Origin of the sequence: Pseudomonas sp. AKS31, from assembly GCF_023634765.1 — a bacterium.
GTDB lineage: Bacteria > Pseudomonadota > Gammaproteobacteria > Pseudomonadales > Pseudomonadaceae > Aquipseudomonas.
Genome location: NZ_JAMLFX010000011.1, coordinates 63497 through 79046, shown reverse-complemented (window position 1 = coordinate 79046; position 15550 = coordinate 63497). Strand labels below are relative to the sequence as shown.

Genomic DNA, 15550 nt, shown 5'->3' with positions numbered 1-15550 from the left:
CGATGGCGGAGTGTCAGTCAATATATGCACCGACTGACACTCCGCCATCGCGAGCAGGCTCACTCCTACATTTTTTTGCGCTGGATTTGCTAAATCGCAGGCAATAAAAAACCGACCCTAAGGTCGGTTTTTAATGACTGCGTCGATTAAGCGGCTTCTTTCAGCGCTTTGACGTGGCCATTCAGGCGGCTCTTATGGCGAGCAGCCTTGTTCTTGTGGATGATGCCTTTATCGGCCATACGGTCGATAACTGGCACAGCCAGAACGTATGCAGCTTGAGCTTTTTCAGCGTCTTTTGCGTCGATGGCTTTAACTACATTCTTGATGTAGGTGCGAACCATGGAACGCAGGCTGGCGTTGTGGCTGCGACGCTTCTCAGCCTGTTTTGCACGTTTTTTGGCGGAAGGTGAGTTGGCCACCGTCGAGCTCCTCGAAAGACTTTTTAGGAAATAGCAAACAAAATAGGCCGCGAATCATGCCGATGAGTTGAAGTCTTGTCAAGGGCACTTGAAACGTTCCGCTAAGTGGTAGGTATAAAGAGGCGGGATATTTATTTCCGGCGCTTGACCTGTAAACTCGCGAGCTTTGGCTCTGTGCTGCTGCGGCGCGGAGTATCGCACAAGTAGGCGCTTTGTTCGCCTGCTGTTTATCGACAGGCACAAATTCCCTCAATGAATCTGCTCAAATCGTTGGCCGCCGTCAGCTCTATCACGATGCTTTCCCGGATTCTGGGCTTTGTTCGTGACACGCTGATTGCCCGTACATTCGGCGCCGGGATGGCGACGGATGCCTTCTTCATTGCCTTCAAACTGCCCAATCTGCTGCGGCGTATCTTCGCCGAGGGTGCGTTCTCTCAGGCCTTCGTGCCGATTCTCGCGGAATACAAAAGCCAGCAGGGCGACGAGGCGACCCGTACCTTCATTGCTTACGTTTCAGGCCTGCTGACCCTGGTACTGGCAGTGGTGACGGCGCTGGGCATGATCGCCGCGCCCTGGGTGATCTGGGCCACGGCACCGGGCTTTACCGATACGCCGGAAAAATTCCAGCTCACCTCCGATCTGTTGCGGGTGACGTTCCCTTATATATTGCTGATCTCCCTGTCATCGCTGGCCGGGGCGATCCTCAATACCTGGAACCGCTTCTCGGTACCGGCCTTTGTGCCGACCTTGCTCAACGTCAGCATGATCGTGTTTTCGCTGTTCCTCACGCCGTACTTCGATCCGCCGGTCATGGCACTGGGCTGGGCGGTCTTGGTCGGCGGTCTGGCGCAGTTGCTCTATCAACTGCCGCACCTGAAGAAAATCGGCATGCTGGTGCTGCCGCGCCTGAATCTGCGTGACACCGGCGTCTGGCGCGTCATGAAGCAGATGCTGCCGGCGATTCTCGGTGTCTCGGTCAGCCAGATTTCGCTGATCATCAACACCATCTTCGCCTCGTTTCTGGTCGCAGGCTCGGTGTCGTGGATGTATTACGCCGACCGCTTGATGGAGTTGCCATCCGGCGTGCTTGGCGTGGCATTGGGCACGATTCTGCTGCCGACATTGGCGAAAACCTATGCCAGCAAGGATCGCCACGAATACTCGCGCATCCTCGACTGGGGGCTGCGTCTGTGCTTTGTGCTGGTGCTGCCGTGCGCGCTGGCGTTGGGGATTCTCGCCGAGCCGCTGACCGTTTCGCTATTCCAGTACGGTCAGTTCAGTGGCTTTGACGCCGAAATGACCCAGCGCGCATTGATTGCTTACTCTGTCGGGTTGCTCGGGATTATCGTGATCAAAGTCTTGGCGCCGGGCTTTTATGCGCAACAGAACATCCGTACGCCGGTAAAAATCGCAATCTTCACCCTGGTGGTCACTCAGTTGTTCAACCTGGTGCTGATTGGCCCGTTGGCGCACGCTGGGCTGGCCCTGGCGATCAGTGCCGGTGCCTGTCTCAACGCCGGATTGCTGTTCTATCAACTGCGTAAACAGCAGATGTATCAGCCGCAGCCGGGTTGGGCCAAGTTTGGTTTCAAGTTGGTGATCGCGGTGACGGTGATGTCGGCAGTGCTGCTGCTTGGCATGCATTTCATGCCGGCGTGGGATCAAGGTCACATGCTTGAGCGCTTCCTGCGTCTGGGCGCTTTGGTGGCTGCCGGCGTATTGGCGTATTTCGGTATGTTGCTGCTGCTGGGTTTCCGCCTGCGCGACTTCAATCGCAAGGCCTTGAGCTAAGGTTTTACCCTTTATAAGCAGGCGCGGGCCGGCAGTTTTGTCGGCTCGTTCACTTTGCGTTACGGTGTTGCCTGTCGTCGGCCGTCGGGTGTGGTTATAATCGACCACTTTATGAGCAAGAAGCGCGTTATGCAGCTGGTTCGAGGCCTCCACAACTTGCGCCCCCAGCATCGGGGCTGCGTCGCCACTATTGGCAACTTTGACGGTGTTCACCGTGGTCACCAGGCTATCCTGGCCCGACTGCGTGAGCGTGCGCTCGAGTTGGGCGTACCCAGCTGCGTGGTGATTTTCGAACCGCAGCCACGGGAATTCTTCGCTCCCGAGACCGCGCCGGCGCGTCTGGCGCGGTTGCGCGACAAGCTGCAACTGCTGGCCGCCGAAGGCGTTGACCGGGTTTTGTGCCTGGCCTTCAACCAGCGCTTGAGCAAGCTCAGCGCCAGTGAGTTCGTCGACACCATCCTCGTCGATGGCCTCGGTGTGCAGCACCTGGAAGTCGGTGACGATTTCCGCTTCGGTTGCGACCGCCTCGGCGATTTCGACTTCCTGCTGCAAGCCGGGCAGGTTCACGGTTTTACCGTCGAAGCGGCGCAAACCGTCGAGCTGGACGGCATTCGCGTCAGCAGCACGCAGGTGCGCAACGCGTTGGCCGCCGCCGATTTTGCCTTGGCCGAACGTTTGCTCGGTCGCCCGTACCGGATTGCCGGTCGCGTGCTGCATGGCCAGAAGCTGGCCCGGCAACTGGGTACGCCCACAGCCAATATTCAACTCAAGCGTCGTCGCGTGCCGTTTACCGGGGTGTATCTGGTGGATGTCGATATCGACGGCAAGACCTGGCCCGGCGTCGCCAATATCGGCGTACGGCCCACGGTGCAAGGTGATGGCAAGGCCCACCTTGAAGTCCATCTTCTAGATTTTGCCGGCGATCTGTATGACCGGCGTTTGACGGTGGTTTTCCACCAAAAGCTGCGTGAAGAGCAGCGCTTCGCCTCCCTGGAGGCATTGAAAACGGCGATCAATGCGGATGTCGCCACCGCCCGTGCACTAGCCGCACCTAGCGCCCATCGCTAATGAAGAGCCTTAAATGACCGACTATAAAGCCACGCTAAACCTTCCGGACACCGCCTTCCCAATGAAGGCCGGCCTGCCACAGCGCGAACCGCAGATCCTGCAGCGCTGGGACAGTATTGGCCTGTACGGAAAGTTGCGCGAGATTGGCAAGGATCGTCCGAAGTTCGTTCTGCATGACGGCCCTCCGTATGCCAACGGCACGATCCACATCGGTCACGCACTGAACAAGATTCTCAAGGACATGATCATCCGCTCGAAGACCCTGTCGGGTTTCGACGCGCCCTATGTTCCGGGTTGGGACTGCCACGGCCTGCCGATCGAGCACAAGGTTGAAGTGACCCACGGCAAGAACCTGGGCGCGGACAAGACCCGCGAGCTGTGCCGTGCCTACGCCACCGAGCAGATCGAAGGGCAGAAGTCCGAATTCATCCGTCTCGGCGTGCTGGGCGACTGGGCCAACCCGTACAAGACCATGGATTTCAAGAACGAGGCCGGTGAAATCCGCGCCCTCGCCGAAATCGTCAAGGGCGGTTTCGTGTTCAAAGGCCTCAAGCCGGTGAACTGGTGCTTCGACTGCGGTTCGGCCCTGGCTGAAGCGGAAGTCGAGTACGAGACCAAAAAGTCCTCGACCATCGACGTGGCCTTCCCGATCGCTGACGAAGCCAAACTGGCTGCCGCGTTCGGTCTGCCGTCGCTGGGCAAACCTGCCTCGATCGTGATCTGGACCACCACCCCGTGGACCATCCCGGCCAACCAGGCGCTGAACGTTCACCCGGAATTCAACTACGCGCTGGTTGATGTCGGCGACAAGCTGCTGGTATTGGCTGAAGAACTGGTCGAAGCCTGCCTGGCGCGCTACAGCCTGGAAGGCTCGGTCATCGCGACCACCACCGGTAAAGAGCTGGAGCTGATCAATTTCCGTCACCCGTTCTATGACCGTCTGTCGCCGGTGTACCTGGCTGACTACGTTGAACTGGGCGCCGGCACGGGCGTGGTTCACTCCGCTCCTGCCTATGGCGTGGACGACTTCGTAACCTGCAAGAAATACGGCATGGTCAACGACGACATCCTCAATCCAGTGCAGAGCAATGGCGTGTACGTGCCGTCGCTGGAATTCTTCGGCGGCCAGTTCATCTGGAAGGCCAACCCGGCCATCGTCGACAAGCTGACCGAAGTCGGTGCGCTCATGCACACCACCGTCATCGAACACAGCTACATGCACTGCTGGCGCCACAAGACTCCGCTGATCTACCGCGCCACCGCGCAGTGGTTCATCGGCATGGACAAAGAGCCAACCAGCGGCGACACCCTGCGTGTGCGCTCGCTCAAAGCCATCGAAGACACCAAGTTCGTTCCGGCCTGGGGTCAGGCGCGTCTGCACTCGATGATTGCCAACCGTCCGGACTGGTGCATCTCGCGTCAGCGCAACTGGGGCGTGCCGATCCCGTTCTTCCTCAACAAGGAAAGCGGCGAACTGCACCCGCGCACCGTCGAGCTGATGGAAGAAGTCGCCAAGCGCGTTGAAGTCGAAGGCATCGAAGCCTGGTTCAAGATGGACGCTGCTGAGTTGCTCGGCGACGAAGCGCCGCTGTACGACAAGATCAGCGACACCCTCGACGTCTGGTTCGATTCGGGCACCACGCACTGGCATGTCCTGCGCGGTTCGCACCCGATGGGTCACGAGAGCGGCCCGCGCGCCGATCTGTACCTGGAGGGTTCCGACCAACACCGTGGCTGGTTCCACTCGTCGCTGCTGACCGGTTGCGCCATCGACAATCACGCGCCGTACCGCGAACTGCTGACCCACGGTTTTACCGTTGACGAGTCTGGTCGCAAGATGTCGAAGTCGCTGAAAAACGTGATCGAGCCGAAAAAGATCAACGACACATTGGGCGCTGACATCATGCGTCTATGGGTCGCTTCGACAGATTATTCGGGCGAGATCGCGGTATCGGATCAGATCCTGACACGCAGCGCGGACGCCTATCGTCGTATCCGTAACACCGCGCGATTCCTGCTTTCGAACCTCAGCGGTTTCGACCCGGCCACCGATATCCTGCCGGCCGAAGAAATGCTCGCGCTGGATCGTTGGGCGGTCGACCGCACCTTGCTGCTGCAACGCGAGTTGCAAGAGCACTACGGCGAATACCGTTTCTGGAACGTCTACTCGAAGATCCACAACTTCTGCGTGCAGGAGCTGGGTGGTTTCTACCTCGACATCATCAAGGACCGTCAGTACACCACTGGCGCCAACAGCAAGGCCCGCCGTTCGGCGCAAACCGCGCTGTTCCACATCTCCGAAGCGCTGGTGCGCTGGATCGCGCCGATCCTCGCCTTCACCGCCGACGAACTGTGGGAATACCTGCCGGGCGAACGTAACGAATCGGTCATGCTCAACACCTGGTATGAAGGTCTGACCGAGCTGCCGGAAGGCTTCGAGCTGGGTCGTGAGTACTGGGATCGCATCATGGAAGTGAAGGTTGCGGTCAACAAAGAGATGGAAATCCAGCGCGCGGCCAAAGCCGTCGGTGGCAACCTGCAGGCCGAAGTGACGCTGTATGCCGAAGACGCGCTGAGCGCCGACCTGGCCAAGCTGAGCAACGAACTGCGCTTTGTCCTGATCACCTCGACGGCGAGCGTGGCGCCTTTTGTTCAGGCACCTGCTGAGGCGGTCTCCACCGAAGTCAGCGGCCTGAAGTTGAAGATCGTCAAGTCGGCCTTCCCGAAATGCGCCCGTTGCTGGCATTGCCGCGAAGACGTCGGCGTGAACCCGGAGCATCCGGAAATCTGCGGTCGTTGCGTCGACAACATCAGCGGCGCCGGCGAGGTTCGTCACTATGCCTAATGCCGTTGGCCGTTTCGGACGGTTGAGCTGGCTGTGGTTGAGTCTGCTGGTTCTGGTCATCGACCAGGCCAGCAAGTTCTACTTCGAAGGCAAGCTTGAAATGTTCCAGCAGATCGTGATCATTCCCGATTACTTCAGCTGGACCCTGGCTTACAACACCGGCGCTGCGTTCAGCTTCCTGGCGGACAGCTCCGGCTGGCAGCGCTGGCTGTTCGCCCTGATCGCGATTGTGGTCAGTGCGGTGCTGGTGGTCTGGCTCAAACGCCTGGGCCGCAACGAAACCTGGCTGGCCGTCGCGCTGGCGCTGGTATTGGGCGGCGCACTGGGCAATCTGTATGACCGCATTGCCCTGGGCCATGTGATCGACTTCATTCTGGTGCACTGGCAGAACCGCTGGTACTTCCCGGCGTTCAACTTCGCCGACAGCGCCATTACCGTTGGCGCGGTGATGCTGGCACTGGATATGTTCAAAAGTAAAAAGACCGGAGACGCCGTTCATGACTGAACAGGTATTGGCTGAGCAACGCATCGGCCAGAACACGGAAGTCACTTTGCACTTTGCACTGCGCCTGGAGAACGGCGACACCGTCGACAGTACGTTCGACAAAGCCCCGGCGACCTTCAAAGTCGGCGACGGCAACCTGCTGCCGGGTTTCGAAGCTGCGCTGTTCGGCTTCAAGGCCGGCGACAAGCGCACGCTGACCGTCGAGCCGGAAAACGCCTTCGGCCAGCCGAACCCGCAGAATGTGCAGATCATCCCGCGTTCGCAGTTCGTCGACATGGAGTTGTCGCCGGGTTTGCTGGTGATCTTCAACGATGCGGCCAATACTGAGCTGCCGGGTGTGGTGAAAGAGTTCGACGACACGCAAGTGACCATCGACTTCAACCACCCGCTATCGGGCAAGACGCTGACCTTTGATGTGGAAATCATTTCCGTCAAAGCGATCTGAAACTGTGGGGGCGAGCCTGCTCGCTCCCACAGTTGGTAATTCATTGTTTTCGCGCGCAAGACACGAGGCACAGCATGCAAATCAAACTCGCCAACCCCCGTGGCTTCTGCGCCGGCGTGGACCGTGCGATCGAAATCGTCAACCGCGCCCTGGAAGTTTTCGGGCCGCCGATCTATGTGCGTCACGAAGTGGTGCACAACAAGTTCGTCGTTGAAGACCTGCGCAGCCGCGGGGCGATCTTCGTCGAAGAGCTGGATCAGGTGCCGGACGACGTCATCGTGATCTTCAGCGCTCACGGCGTATCCCAGGCCGTACGTACCGAAGCCGCTGGCCGTGGCCTGAAAGTATTCGACGCCACCTGCCCGCTGGTCACCAAGGTGCACATCGAAGTGGCGAAATACAGCCGCGATGGCCGTGAATGCATCCTGATCGGCCACGCCGGTCACCCGGAAGTCGAAGGCACCATGGGCCAGTACGACGGCAGCAATGGCGGCGCGATCTACCTCGTCGAAGACGAGAAAGACGTCGCCGAGTTGCAGGTGCATAACCCGGACAAACTGGCTTTCGTGACCCAGACCACACTGTCGATGGACGACACCAGTCGTGTCATCGATGCGCTGCGTACGCGCTTCCCGGCCATCGGCGGCCCGCGCAAGGACGACATCTGCTACGCCACACAAAACCGTCAGGACGCGGTCAAGCAATTGGCTGACGAGTGCGACGTGGTGTTGGTGGTGGGCAGCCCGAACAGCTCCAACTCCAATCGTCTGCGTGAACTCGCCGAGCGCATGGCCACACCGGCCTACCTGATCGACGGTGCCGAAGACCTGCAAAAGAGCTGGTTCGATGGCGTTGAGCGTATCGGCATCACCGCCGGTGCCTCCGCGCCGGAAGTACTGGTGCGCGGCGTGATTCAGCAATTGCAGGCCTGGGGCGCTATCGGTGCCGATGAGCTGGCCGGGCGTGAAGAGAACATCACGTTCTCGATGCCTAAAGAGCTGCGCGTGCGTTCGATCTGACGCTATTGGCTTTTTGACACAGCGCCTGCTCAGCCTCTTTACTGTTCAGGCGCACCCGGCCAGTCGCCGCCAGCACGATCTGGCGCTGACTGACCGGCTCGCGAACGGAGCAAACATGTAATGTCCCTGCCTGAAATGCCCGCCCGGGCATCAGCGGTTGCCCCAAACCGCTGAAACGTACGTACCGACTCACTGACCAATTGCCGACAATCGGCACCTGCGTGTCGCTCGCACGCTCTTGCAGCAGCGGATTGCTGCTGTCCTTCGGCCCTTTGCCGCTGATATCCAGAATGATCCGCCAGCCCTGACTCCAGTCGCCGTTGATGCCATGAATCACCACGCTCTGATTGCGCGTGATGGCCAGTGTGCGGGCGTTGCGAAGGCCATCGAGCAGGGATTGCGCCGCCTGATCCCGATGGTTCGATTCTCTGAGCGCGGCAAACGCCGGACTGACCAGCAGCAGAACAATTATGCCAATCGCCAGTCCCATAAGCAGTTCGATCAGGCTGAAACCCTGTTGCGACATGAAAACTCCCTCCGTGGAGTGTGATGAACGGCGCGCTCCGTGCGCCGGGCAGGGCAAATCAACCGACGCGGGCCGGTTGAATGTTCTAGCGTGTAGAAGCAGGTATAGCCGACGGCAACGGAGGGCATCGATGGATCTTCGTACAAAAGGTTTCACGCTGATCGAGTTGTTGGTCGCGATCGCGATCTTCGTGATCCTGATTACCCTGGCAGTGCCGGCGTTTACCCGTTCGATACAGGGCAGCAAGGCTGACACCGAAATGGGCGACCTGCAGCGGGCGATCAATTTCGCCAGGCTCGAGGCCATCGACCGTGGTACGACGCTGCGCTTGCGTCCAACCGCTGGTGGCAGCGTCTGGACCGGTGAACTGGCGGTCTACGACAGTACTGGCAATCCGGCCAATGTGTTGCGGGTTGTTCCCGCGATGAGCAGCGGCGCGACTCTGACGCTACCCTCAGGAGTGACCGCACTGGATTTCAACAACCTTGGCGGTCTGGCGGCACCGTCGACGGCGGTGGCCATAAGTTACACGTTGGGAACGCAAAGCAGGACGCTGAACGTGTGTTTGAACGGACGAATTCAATTGGGTGGAACTTGCGGATGAGGGCAGGGAGTCAACACGCACAGCAGGGCATGACGCTGATCGAGGTACTGGTCGCGTTGCTGATTCTGACGGTCGGGCTGCTGGGCGCGGCGGCAGTGCAGCTGAATGCGCTGAAGTACACCGACAGCTCACGGATGACCAGCCAGGCCAGTTTCATTGCCTACGACATGATGGACCGCATCCGTGCCAACTCCGGCGCCGACTACACCGTCACGCCTCCGACCTCGGCCAATCCGAGCGTTGCCCGCGATCAGGACCTCTACGATTTCTCCACCAATATCAGCAATTTCGGCGGGCCGACGGCGACCGGTAGCATCACCCTCAATCAGCGCGTTTACACCATCACGATCAACTGGAGCGATGCGCGGGCAGCCAACACTGTCAGCGCCCAGCGCAGTTTTGTCCTGAGCAGTCGCGCCGCAGTCGATCCGGTGGCCACACCATGAGGCGCCATCAGCGGGGGTTCGGCCTGATCGAAATGCTCATCGCCCTGGCACTGGGCCTCATCGTGGTGCTGGGTGTGGTGCAGATTTTCATTGCGGCAAAAAATACCTATGTCAGCCAGAGCAGCGCCGCCGCGATGCAGGAAGACGCGCGTTTTGTGTTGAGCAAAATGATTCAGGAAATTCGCATGGTCGGGATGTTCGGTTGTCTGGGCACTGTCCTCGATTCGAGCTCCGCGGGCGACTTCTACGCTGCACAGGTCACGCCGATCAATTGGGACAACGCCAATCTCAAACTGACACTGGTGACCGCCGATATTGGCAGTGGTGGAGGCACGCCAACCTGGACGGTGCTCTCCGATTGCCGCAATAGCGCAACGGCCTATACCGGCTTGCGCTCCCCGGCGAGCGGGCAAATCGCGTTCCCGATCCGGCGTCTGATCTACAGCTTCAGCAACAATCAGATTCTCATGGGCACCGGCAGCGGCACGCCGACCCAGCAGGTGCTGGTGAGCAACGTCAGTGCGTTCAACGTCACCTTCGGTCTGGCCAGTTCCGCGACTGATGTGGCGGCCTCGACTTACAGCGCCAACCCCAGCGACCCGGCGCGTATCCGCAGTGTGCGCCTGAGCCTGACCCTCACCGACCCGAACAACCGGGTGCGCAATCAAACCTTCAACGTGGTTGCCGCTTTGCGCAACCGCTTGCAGTGAGAGGCGCGCTGATGAGGATCTCTCTCCACACCCGTCAGGCGCAGCACGGCATGGTGCTGCTGGTCAGTCTGGTGTTCCTGTTGTTGCTGACCTTGATCGGATTGTCGTCGATGCAGAGTGCCAACCTGCAGGAAAAAATGGCCGGCAGCGTGAGTCTGCGTAATCAGTCGTTCCAGACTGCCGAGGCGGCTTTACGCGTCGGCGAAAGCGCTGTGCAACTGGACAGTTATTCACTCGCCGTGTGCAGTGGCACTACCCAATGCGCACCGCCGGCGGAATCGTCGGTGGTCAGCGCGGCGGGGTTCAACTCGACTTCCGGGGTGACCTGGATCGCCGCTGGCAATGGTTTCTATGGCGTGCAGAACATCGGCACGACGCTGACCGCCGTCAACGTGCCGAGCAACACCTCGGCGACGCTGTATCGCGTCACCGCTGTCGGCATTGCCGGCAGCTCGCGCAGTGTGGTGGAGAGTGTGTATGCGAAGTACTGAACGCTGCGTATCTCTGCTGTTCGGCATGCTGCTGAGTTTGTATCTGGCGACGCCTGTCTATGCATTCACGCCTTCTGATTCACCGCTGTTGAGCGCCGCAGCGGTGCCACCGAATGTGATGTTGCTGATCGACGACTCGGGGAGTATGAACAGCATTATTTACGCCGCTGGATTTGATCCGAACATCAACCGTACACCCGCCCGGCAGTGCAATGCCTTCCTGGGATTGTGCTCTGCGCTGAATGCTCCGCAGATCACCGGCGACACGGTGTTTCTATCGAGCCTGCCGAACTCCGGGTGCTCGGGGGGCGCCTATGCGTTCTACAACAACAGCGTGGCGCCGTTATGCCTGAAACTGCCCGACCCCGTAGGCAATGAAAACACCCGATATTCCGCCGATTACATTTCTTATATCGTCGGCCTGGCCATCAGCAACGGCACCCGTGACTTCACCACAGGGGCGATTCCCAACGATTACCGAATGAACGTTGCGCGTAACGTGTCGACGGCGCTGGTCACCAGCAATCGCACTTTGCGTATTGGTCTGTCGACTTTCAACCCAGTCACCAACAACGACTCTGGTAATGGCGGTTATATCGCCCGCGCGATCAGCGACTTGGCGCCGGCGTCCGGGAGCGTCACGCAGGCGCAGGCAGACACCAACTACAACGCGCTGATCTCATCGATCAATGGTTTGAGTGCCGTGGCCAACACCCCGTTGGCAGAAACCTACTATGAAATCACCCGCTACATGCGCGGTATGGCGCCGTACTACAACAGCACGCCCGCGACCTACACCAGTCCGATCCAGTACCGCTGCCAGAAAAATTATGGCGTGGTGATAACCGATGGCTTGCCGACCTTCGACCGAACCTTTCCGAGCAACGACCCATTGGGCGGCAGCCGGTTACCGAACTGGGACGGTGTCAGCAATGACGGCAACAACCTCTATGGCGACAAAGAAGGGGATACGCTGTATCTGGATGACATCGCCAAGTTCGCCTTCGACATCGACATGCGTTCGACCGGTACCGACGCGGCGGGCAAGAGTTGGAACGCGGTGGATTTTCCCAAGCAGAATATGAACACCTATACCGTGGGCTTCACCGCCGACAACGACATGTTGTCCGATGCCGCCAGTTACGGACAGGGCCGGTATTACCAGGCGACTGACAGCACCGGACTCAACGCCGCGTTGTCGTCGGCGTTGAGTGATATCACTTCCAAGGCCGGTTCCGGCGGTAGTGGTGTCACCAGCGGCACCACACTGGCGAGCGGCACCAGTTACTTTCAGACCAGTTACGACCCCAAGGACTGGCGCGGTACGATCAAGTCCTTCGGCTTCAATGCATCCGGAGCGGTGAATACCTCTGCGGTACTCTGGACCACTGACACCACTATCGTACCGAGTGCGACCGCACCGACCTATCAGTCGTGGAACACTACAAGCAACGCCGCCGTTGCGCTGGCCTACGGTAATTTCTCCGCGCCCCAGCAGACGACACTCAGCCAAGGCCTGCCCACCGGCATCTCCGGCAGTGATCTGCTGGAGTGGAGCAAAGGCACCAACAAGAACGGGCTCAAAGTGCGTAGCGTGCTGCTCGGCGACATCATCAACTCGCCGTTGGTGCTGGCCTCACCGACGGACAAGACAGCCTCCGATCTGTCGGGCGACACCACGTACACCGCTTACCTGACCACCAAAGCGGCAAACATGAATGCCAGTCTGGTGGTGAACGCCAACGACGGTTTCGTCAACGTCATCAACTCGGCCAACGGCAGCCGTCGTTACGCTTATATGCCCTCCAGCGTATTGCCGTCGCTGCGGCTGATTGCCGATCCGAACTACATCAACGGTGTCAGCCACAAGTTTCTGGTCGACGGCCAAGTGGGCGTGTATGACGCCCAGCTCAGTAGCGCATGGAAAACCCTGGCCATCGGCGGAACCGGTGCCGGAGGTAAGACGTTTTACGCGCTGCAACTGTTCGACGCTTCGGCGGGTAACGTTTTGCGTGCGTTGTGGGAGGTCAGTGCGCCGGCGACTGCAAGCACCGCCAACGCTTTCAATGATCTGGGTTATGCCTACGCACGCCCGGAAGTGGCACGCTTGGCCGATGGTCGCTGGGCGGCTTTCATTGCCAACGGTTACGGCAGCAACTCCGGCGTGGCGGCGTTGTATGTGCTGGACCTACGTGATGGTTCGCTGATCAAGAAAATCGTCATCGACAGCACGGAAACCACCAATGGCTTGTCGTCGGTAAAACTCAAGGTCAATTCTTCGAACGTGGTGCAGGCCGCTTATGGCGGCGACTTGAAAGGGCGCCTGTGGAAATTCGATCTGAGCGCGACATCGACGGATAGCTGGGGCGTGGCATTTTCCGGCAAGCCGCTGTTCACGACGGCGGGTGGGGCGACTCAACCGATCACCGCGCAACCGCTACTGGCGGACAACGCGCTTGGCGGCAAACAGATTTTCGTCGGTACCGGTAAATTCAACGAGACGGCTGACAAGACCAACAAGGATTTGCAGGCGTTCTATTCGGTGTGGGATGCCGATGGCGGCTCCGGGCAGCTCACCGTCAGCAGTTTGCAGGCGCAGGCGGTTACTGGCGTGTTCTCCGGCAGTAGCGGGCAGTTCGTGACAACGACGCAGAACGACACGACCTATCCAGGAGAGAAGGGCTGGTACCTGCCCTTGGTGTATAACAACGCGCTGATCGGTGAGCGCGTGATCAATCAGGCCAGTCTGGTGCTTGGGCGAATCGTCTTCACCACCGCCAGCGTCGATACCACCGATCCCTGTTCCAGTTTCGGGACCGGCAAAGTGGCCGAGCTCGATGCGTTCAGCGGTAAGATGCTCAACTATGCGGTGTTCGATACCAACGGGGATGGAGCGGTTGACAGCAGCGACACGATTTCCAGTGGTGTGATATTTACCGGTGGCATTCCGACCTTGAACGCCATCGTCAACGGCGCAACACGCAAAATTTTTAACGATTCCAGCGGTAACATCACTACCTTGGTGGAAAAGGGCGGCGGTGGCAGCCGTCGTATCATGTGGCGACAAATACAGTAAGTGAGAGTTTGAGGCATGCGCAGATTCAACCGAGGTTTTACCCTGATCGAAATCATGATCGTGATTGCGATCATCGGGATCGTCATCACCATCGGCTATCCGAGCCTCACCGAATACGTGAAAAAGGGTCGCCGCGCCGAAGTGGTTTCGCTACTTTCGGAGCAGGCGCAGACTCTCGAGCGCTTCTACACCAAGAACAATACCTACACCAACGTTACCGGGCTCAGCACCGGCACTGATTTCTACACGATCACCCCGACCATCGCTGACCAGACCTTCCTGCTGACCGCCACCCGTAAAACGGGCACGGCCATGGCCACCGACAAGTGCGGGGACTTCACCCTGACCAACACTGGTGTCAGAAGCATGAACAACGCGACTACCGGGCTGACCACCAAGGATTGCTGGGGGCGCTGAGGCGCTTTCTTTCGGGTGCCTTTTGCGCCCACTGTCTTTTTTACGGTTGGATCAAACATGACCAGGCAACAGCAAGTGGTGATTGTCGGTGGCGGGGTGATTGGCCTGCTGACCGCCTACAATCTCGCCTCCGAAGTACGCAGCGTGGTGCTGCTCGATCGTTCAAACCTCGGCCAGGAATCGTCCTGGGCCGGCGGCGGCATCGTTTCGCCTTTGTATCCATGGCGCTATAGCCCGGCAGTCACCGCGCTGGCGCACTGGTCGCAGGATTTTTATCCACAGCTCGGCGCGCGACTGTTTGCCGATACCGGGGTCGATCCTGAAGTGCACACCACGGGCCTGTACTGGCTGGATCTGGATGACGAAGCCGAAGCGCTGGCCTGGGCTGAGCGGGAAAACCGTCCGCTGCGAGCTGTGGATATCTCGGCAGCGCATGATGCGGTGCCGGTGCTCGGGGGCGGTTTTTCCCGGGCGATCTATATGGCCGATGTCGCCAACGTGCGCAATCCGCGTCTGGTGAAGTCGCTGAAAGCGGCGTTGCAGGCACTGCCGAACGTGACCATTCACGAACAATGCGAAGTCAGCGGGTTTGTCCGCGAGGGTGAGCAGGTTATTGGCGTCGAGACATCGAAGGGTGTGATCAAGGGCGATCAGATCGTGCTGACGGCAGGGGCGTGGAGCGGTGATCTGCTGAAGACGCTGGACCTGACGCTGCCGGTCGAACCAGTCAAAGGCCAGATGATTCTCTACAAGTGCGCAGCGGACTTTTTGCCAAGCATGGTCTTGGCCAAGGGCCGTTATGCGATTCCACGTCGCGACGGGCATATCCTGATCGGCAGCACGCTGGAGCACGAGGGTTACGACAAGACGCCGACGGATGTGGCGCTGGAAAGCCTCAAGGCTTCTGCGGTGGAGTTGCTGCCGGCGTTGGCCGATGCCGAAGTGGTCGGGCACTGGGCCGGGCTGCGTCCGGGTTCACCAGAGGGCATTCCGTACATTGGCCGGGTGCCGGGGTTTGCCGGGTTGTGGTTGAACTGCGGGCATTACCGCAATGGGCTGGTGCTGGCGCCGGCGTCGTGTCAGTTGTTTGCCGATGTGATGCTGGGCAGGGCGCCGATTATTGATCCGGCGCCGTATGCGCCGGAAGGCCGCATTTAGTCAGATATTTCTCTGTAGCCTGGTAGATCG

General features: G+C 59.4%; 15 protein-coding genes. 13 read left to right on the top strand and 2 right to left on the bottom strand.

Translation table 11 applies throughout. From position 1 onward, the window contains the following. Positions 1 to 146: 146 nt before the first annotated feature. Entirely contained in the window at positions 147 to 419 is a 273-nt protein-coding gene (gene rpsT, locus M9827_RS22270) for a 30S ribosomal protein S20 (RefSeq protein ID WP_003228351.1), read from the bottom strand. Between the two features lie 252 nt (positions 420 to 671). Here rpsT and murJ point away from each other — a divergent pair, with 252 nt between their 5' ends. The 6 genes from murJ to ispH all read left to right on the top strand — a co-directional run bounded on the left by murJ (position 672) and on the right by ispH (position 8092). Continuing rightward, a complete protein-coding gene (murJ, locus tag M9827_RS22265; protein WP_250607163.1) occupies positions 672 to 2210 on the top strand; it encodes a murein biosynthesis integral membrane protein MurJ in 1539 nt (512 codons plus the stop codon). A gap of 129 nt (positions 2211 to 2339) precedes the next feature. Continuing rightward, positions 2340 to 3278, top strand: a complete 939-nt coding sequence (gene ribF, locus M9827_RS22260) for a bifunctional riboflavin kinase/FAD synthetase (RefSeq protein WP_042561145.1) — start codon at positions 2340 to 2342, stop codon at positions 3276 to 3278. A 13-nt stretch (positions 3279 to 3291) separates the two neighbouring features. Beyond that, positions 3292 to 6123, top strand: coding sequence for an isoleucine--tRNA ligase (ileS, locus tag M9827_RS22255; protein ID WP_250607162.1), 2832 nt, complete (start codon positions 3292 to 3294; stop codon positions 6121 to 6123). After that, on the top strand, positions 6116 to 6628 hold the full coding sequence (lspA, locus tag M9827_RS22250; protein ID WP_250607161.1) for a signal peptidase II: 513 nt from the start codon (positions 6116 to 6118) through the stop codon (positions 6626 to 6628). Before ileS ends, lspA begins: the two co-directional genes overlap by 8 nt. A gap of 7 nt (positions 6629 to 6635) precedes the next feature. Next, positions 6636 to 7073 carry an FKBP-type peptidyl-prolyl cis-trans isomerase gene (fkpB, locus tag M9827_RS22245; RefSeq protein ID WP_250607201.1) on the top strand — a complete coding sequence of 146 codons (438 nt, stop codon included), beginning with the start codon at positions 6636 to 6638 and terminating at the stop codon, positions 7071 to 7073. A gap of 74 nt (positions 7074 to 7147) precedes the next feature. Next, the gene (gene ispH / locus M9827_RS22240) at positions 7148 to 8092 is read left to right on the top strand and encodes a 4-hydroxy-3-methylbut-2-enyl diphosphate reductase (protein ID WP_250607160.1); all 945 of its coding nucleotides are present in this window, start codon (positions 7148 to 7150) and stop codon (positions 8090 to 8092) included. On the opposite strand, the gene M9827_RS22235 is transcribed toward ispH, so the two are convergent. Further along, on the bottom strand, positions 8064 to 8618 hold the full coding sequence (locus M9827_RS22235) for a GspH/FimT family pseudopilin (protein WP_250607159.1): 555 nt from the start codon (positions 8616 to 8618) through the stop codon (positions 8064 to 8066). The genes ispH and M9827_RS22235 overlap by 29 nt on opposite strands. Positions 8619 to 8748: 130 nt before the next feature. On the opposite strand from M9827_RS22235, the gene M9827_RS22230 reads away from it, so the two are divergent. From M9827_RS22230 to thiO, 7 genes are read left to right on the top strand one after another with little or no spacing between them, the layout of a single operon-like run. Continuing rightward, the gene (locus tag M9827_RS22230; protein WP_194934833.1) at positions 8749 to 9222 is read left to right on the top strand and encodes a GspH/FimT family pseudopilin; all 474 of its coding nucleotides are present in this window, start codon (positions 8749 to 8751) and stop codon (positions 9220 to 9222) included. Next, on the top strand, positions 9219 to 9668 hold the full coding sequence (gene pilV, locus M9827_RS22225; protein WP_250607158.1) for a type IV pilus modification protein PilV: 450 nt from the start codon (positions 9219 to 9221) through the stop codon (positions 9666 to 9668). The genes M9827_RS22230 and pilV overlap by 4 nt, the downstream gene beginning before the upstream one ends. Further along, positions 9665 to 10378, top strand: a complete 714-nt coding sequence (locus tag M9827_RS22220) for a PilW family protein (protein ID WP_250607157.1) — start codon at positions 9665 to 9667, stop codon at positions 10376 to 10378. The genes pilV and M9827_RS22220 overlap by 4 nt, the downstream gene beginning before the upstream one ends. An 11-nt stretch (positions 10379 to 10389) precedes the next feature. Continuing rightward, the gene (locus tag M9827_RS22215) at positions 10390 to 10869 is read left to right on the top strand and encodes a pilus assembly PilX family protein (RefSeq protein WP_250607156.1); all 480 of its coding nucleotides are present in this window, start codon (positions 10390 to 10392) and stop codon (positions 10867 to 10869) included. Continuing rightward, positions 10856 to 13945, top strand: coding sequence for a pilus assembly protein (locus M9827_RS22210; RefSeq protein ID WP_250607155.1), 3090 nt, complete (start codon positions 10856 to 10858; stop codon positions 13943 to 13945). The genes M9827_RS22215 and M9827_RS22210 overlap by 14 nt, the downstream gene beginning before the upstream one ends. Before the next feature lie 15 nt (positions 13946 to 13960). Continuing rightward, positions 13961 to 14362 carry a type IV pilin protein gene (locus M9827_RS22205; RefSeq protein ID WP_250607154.1) on the top strand — a complete coding sequence of 134 codons (402 nt, stop codon included), beginning with the start codon at positions 13961 to 13963 and terminating at the stop codon, positions 14360 to 14362. Positions 14363 to 14419: 57 nt separating this feature from the next. After that, positions 14420 to 15520: a glycine oxidase ThiO gene (gene thiO, locus M9827_RS22200; RefSeq protein ID WP_250607153.1), complete on the top strand. Its 1101-nt coding sequence runs from the start codon at positions 14420 to 14422 to the stop codon at positions 15518 to 15520. Positions 15521 to 15550: the final 30 nt, after the last annotated feature.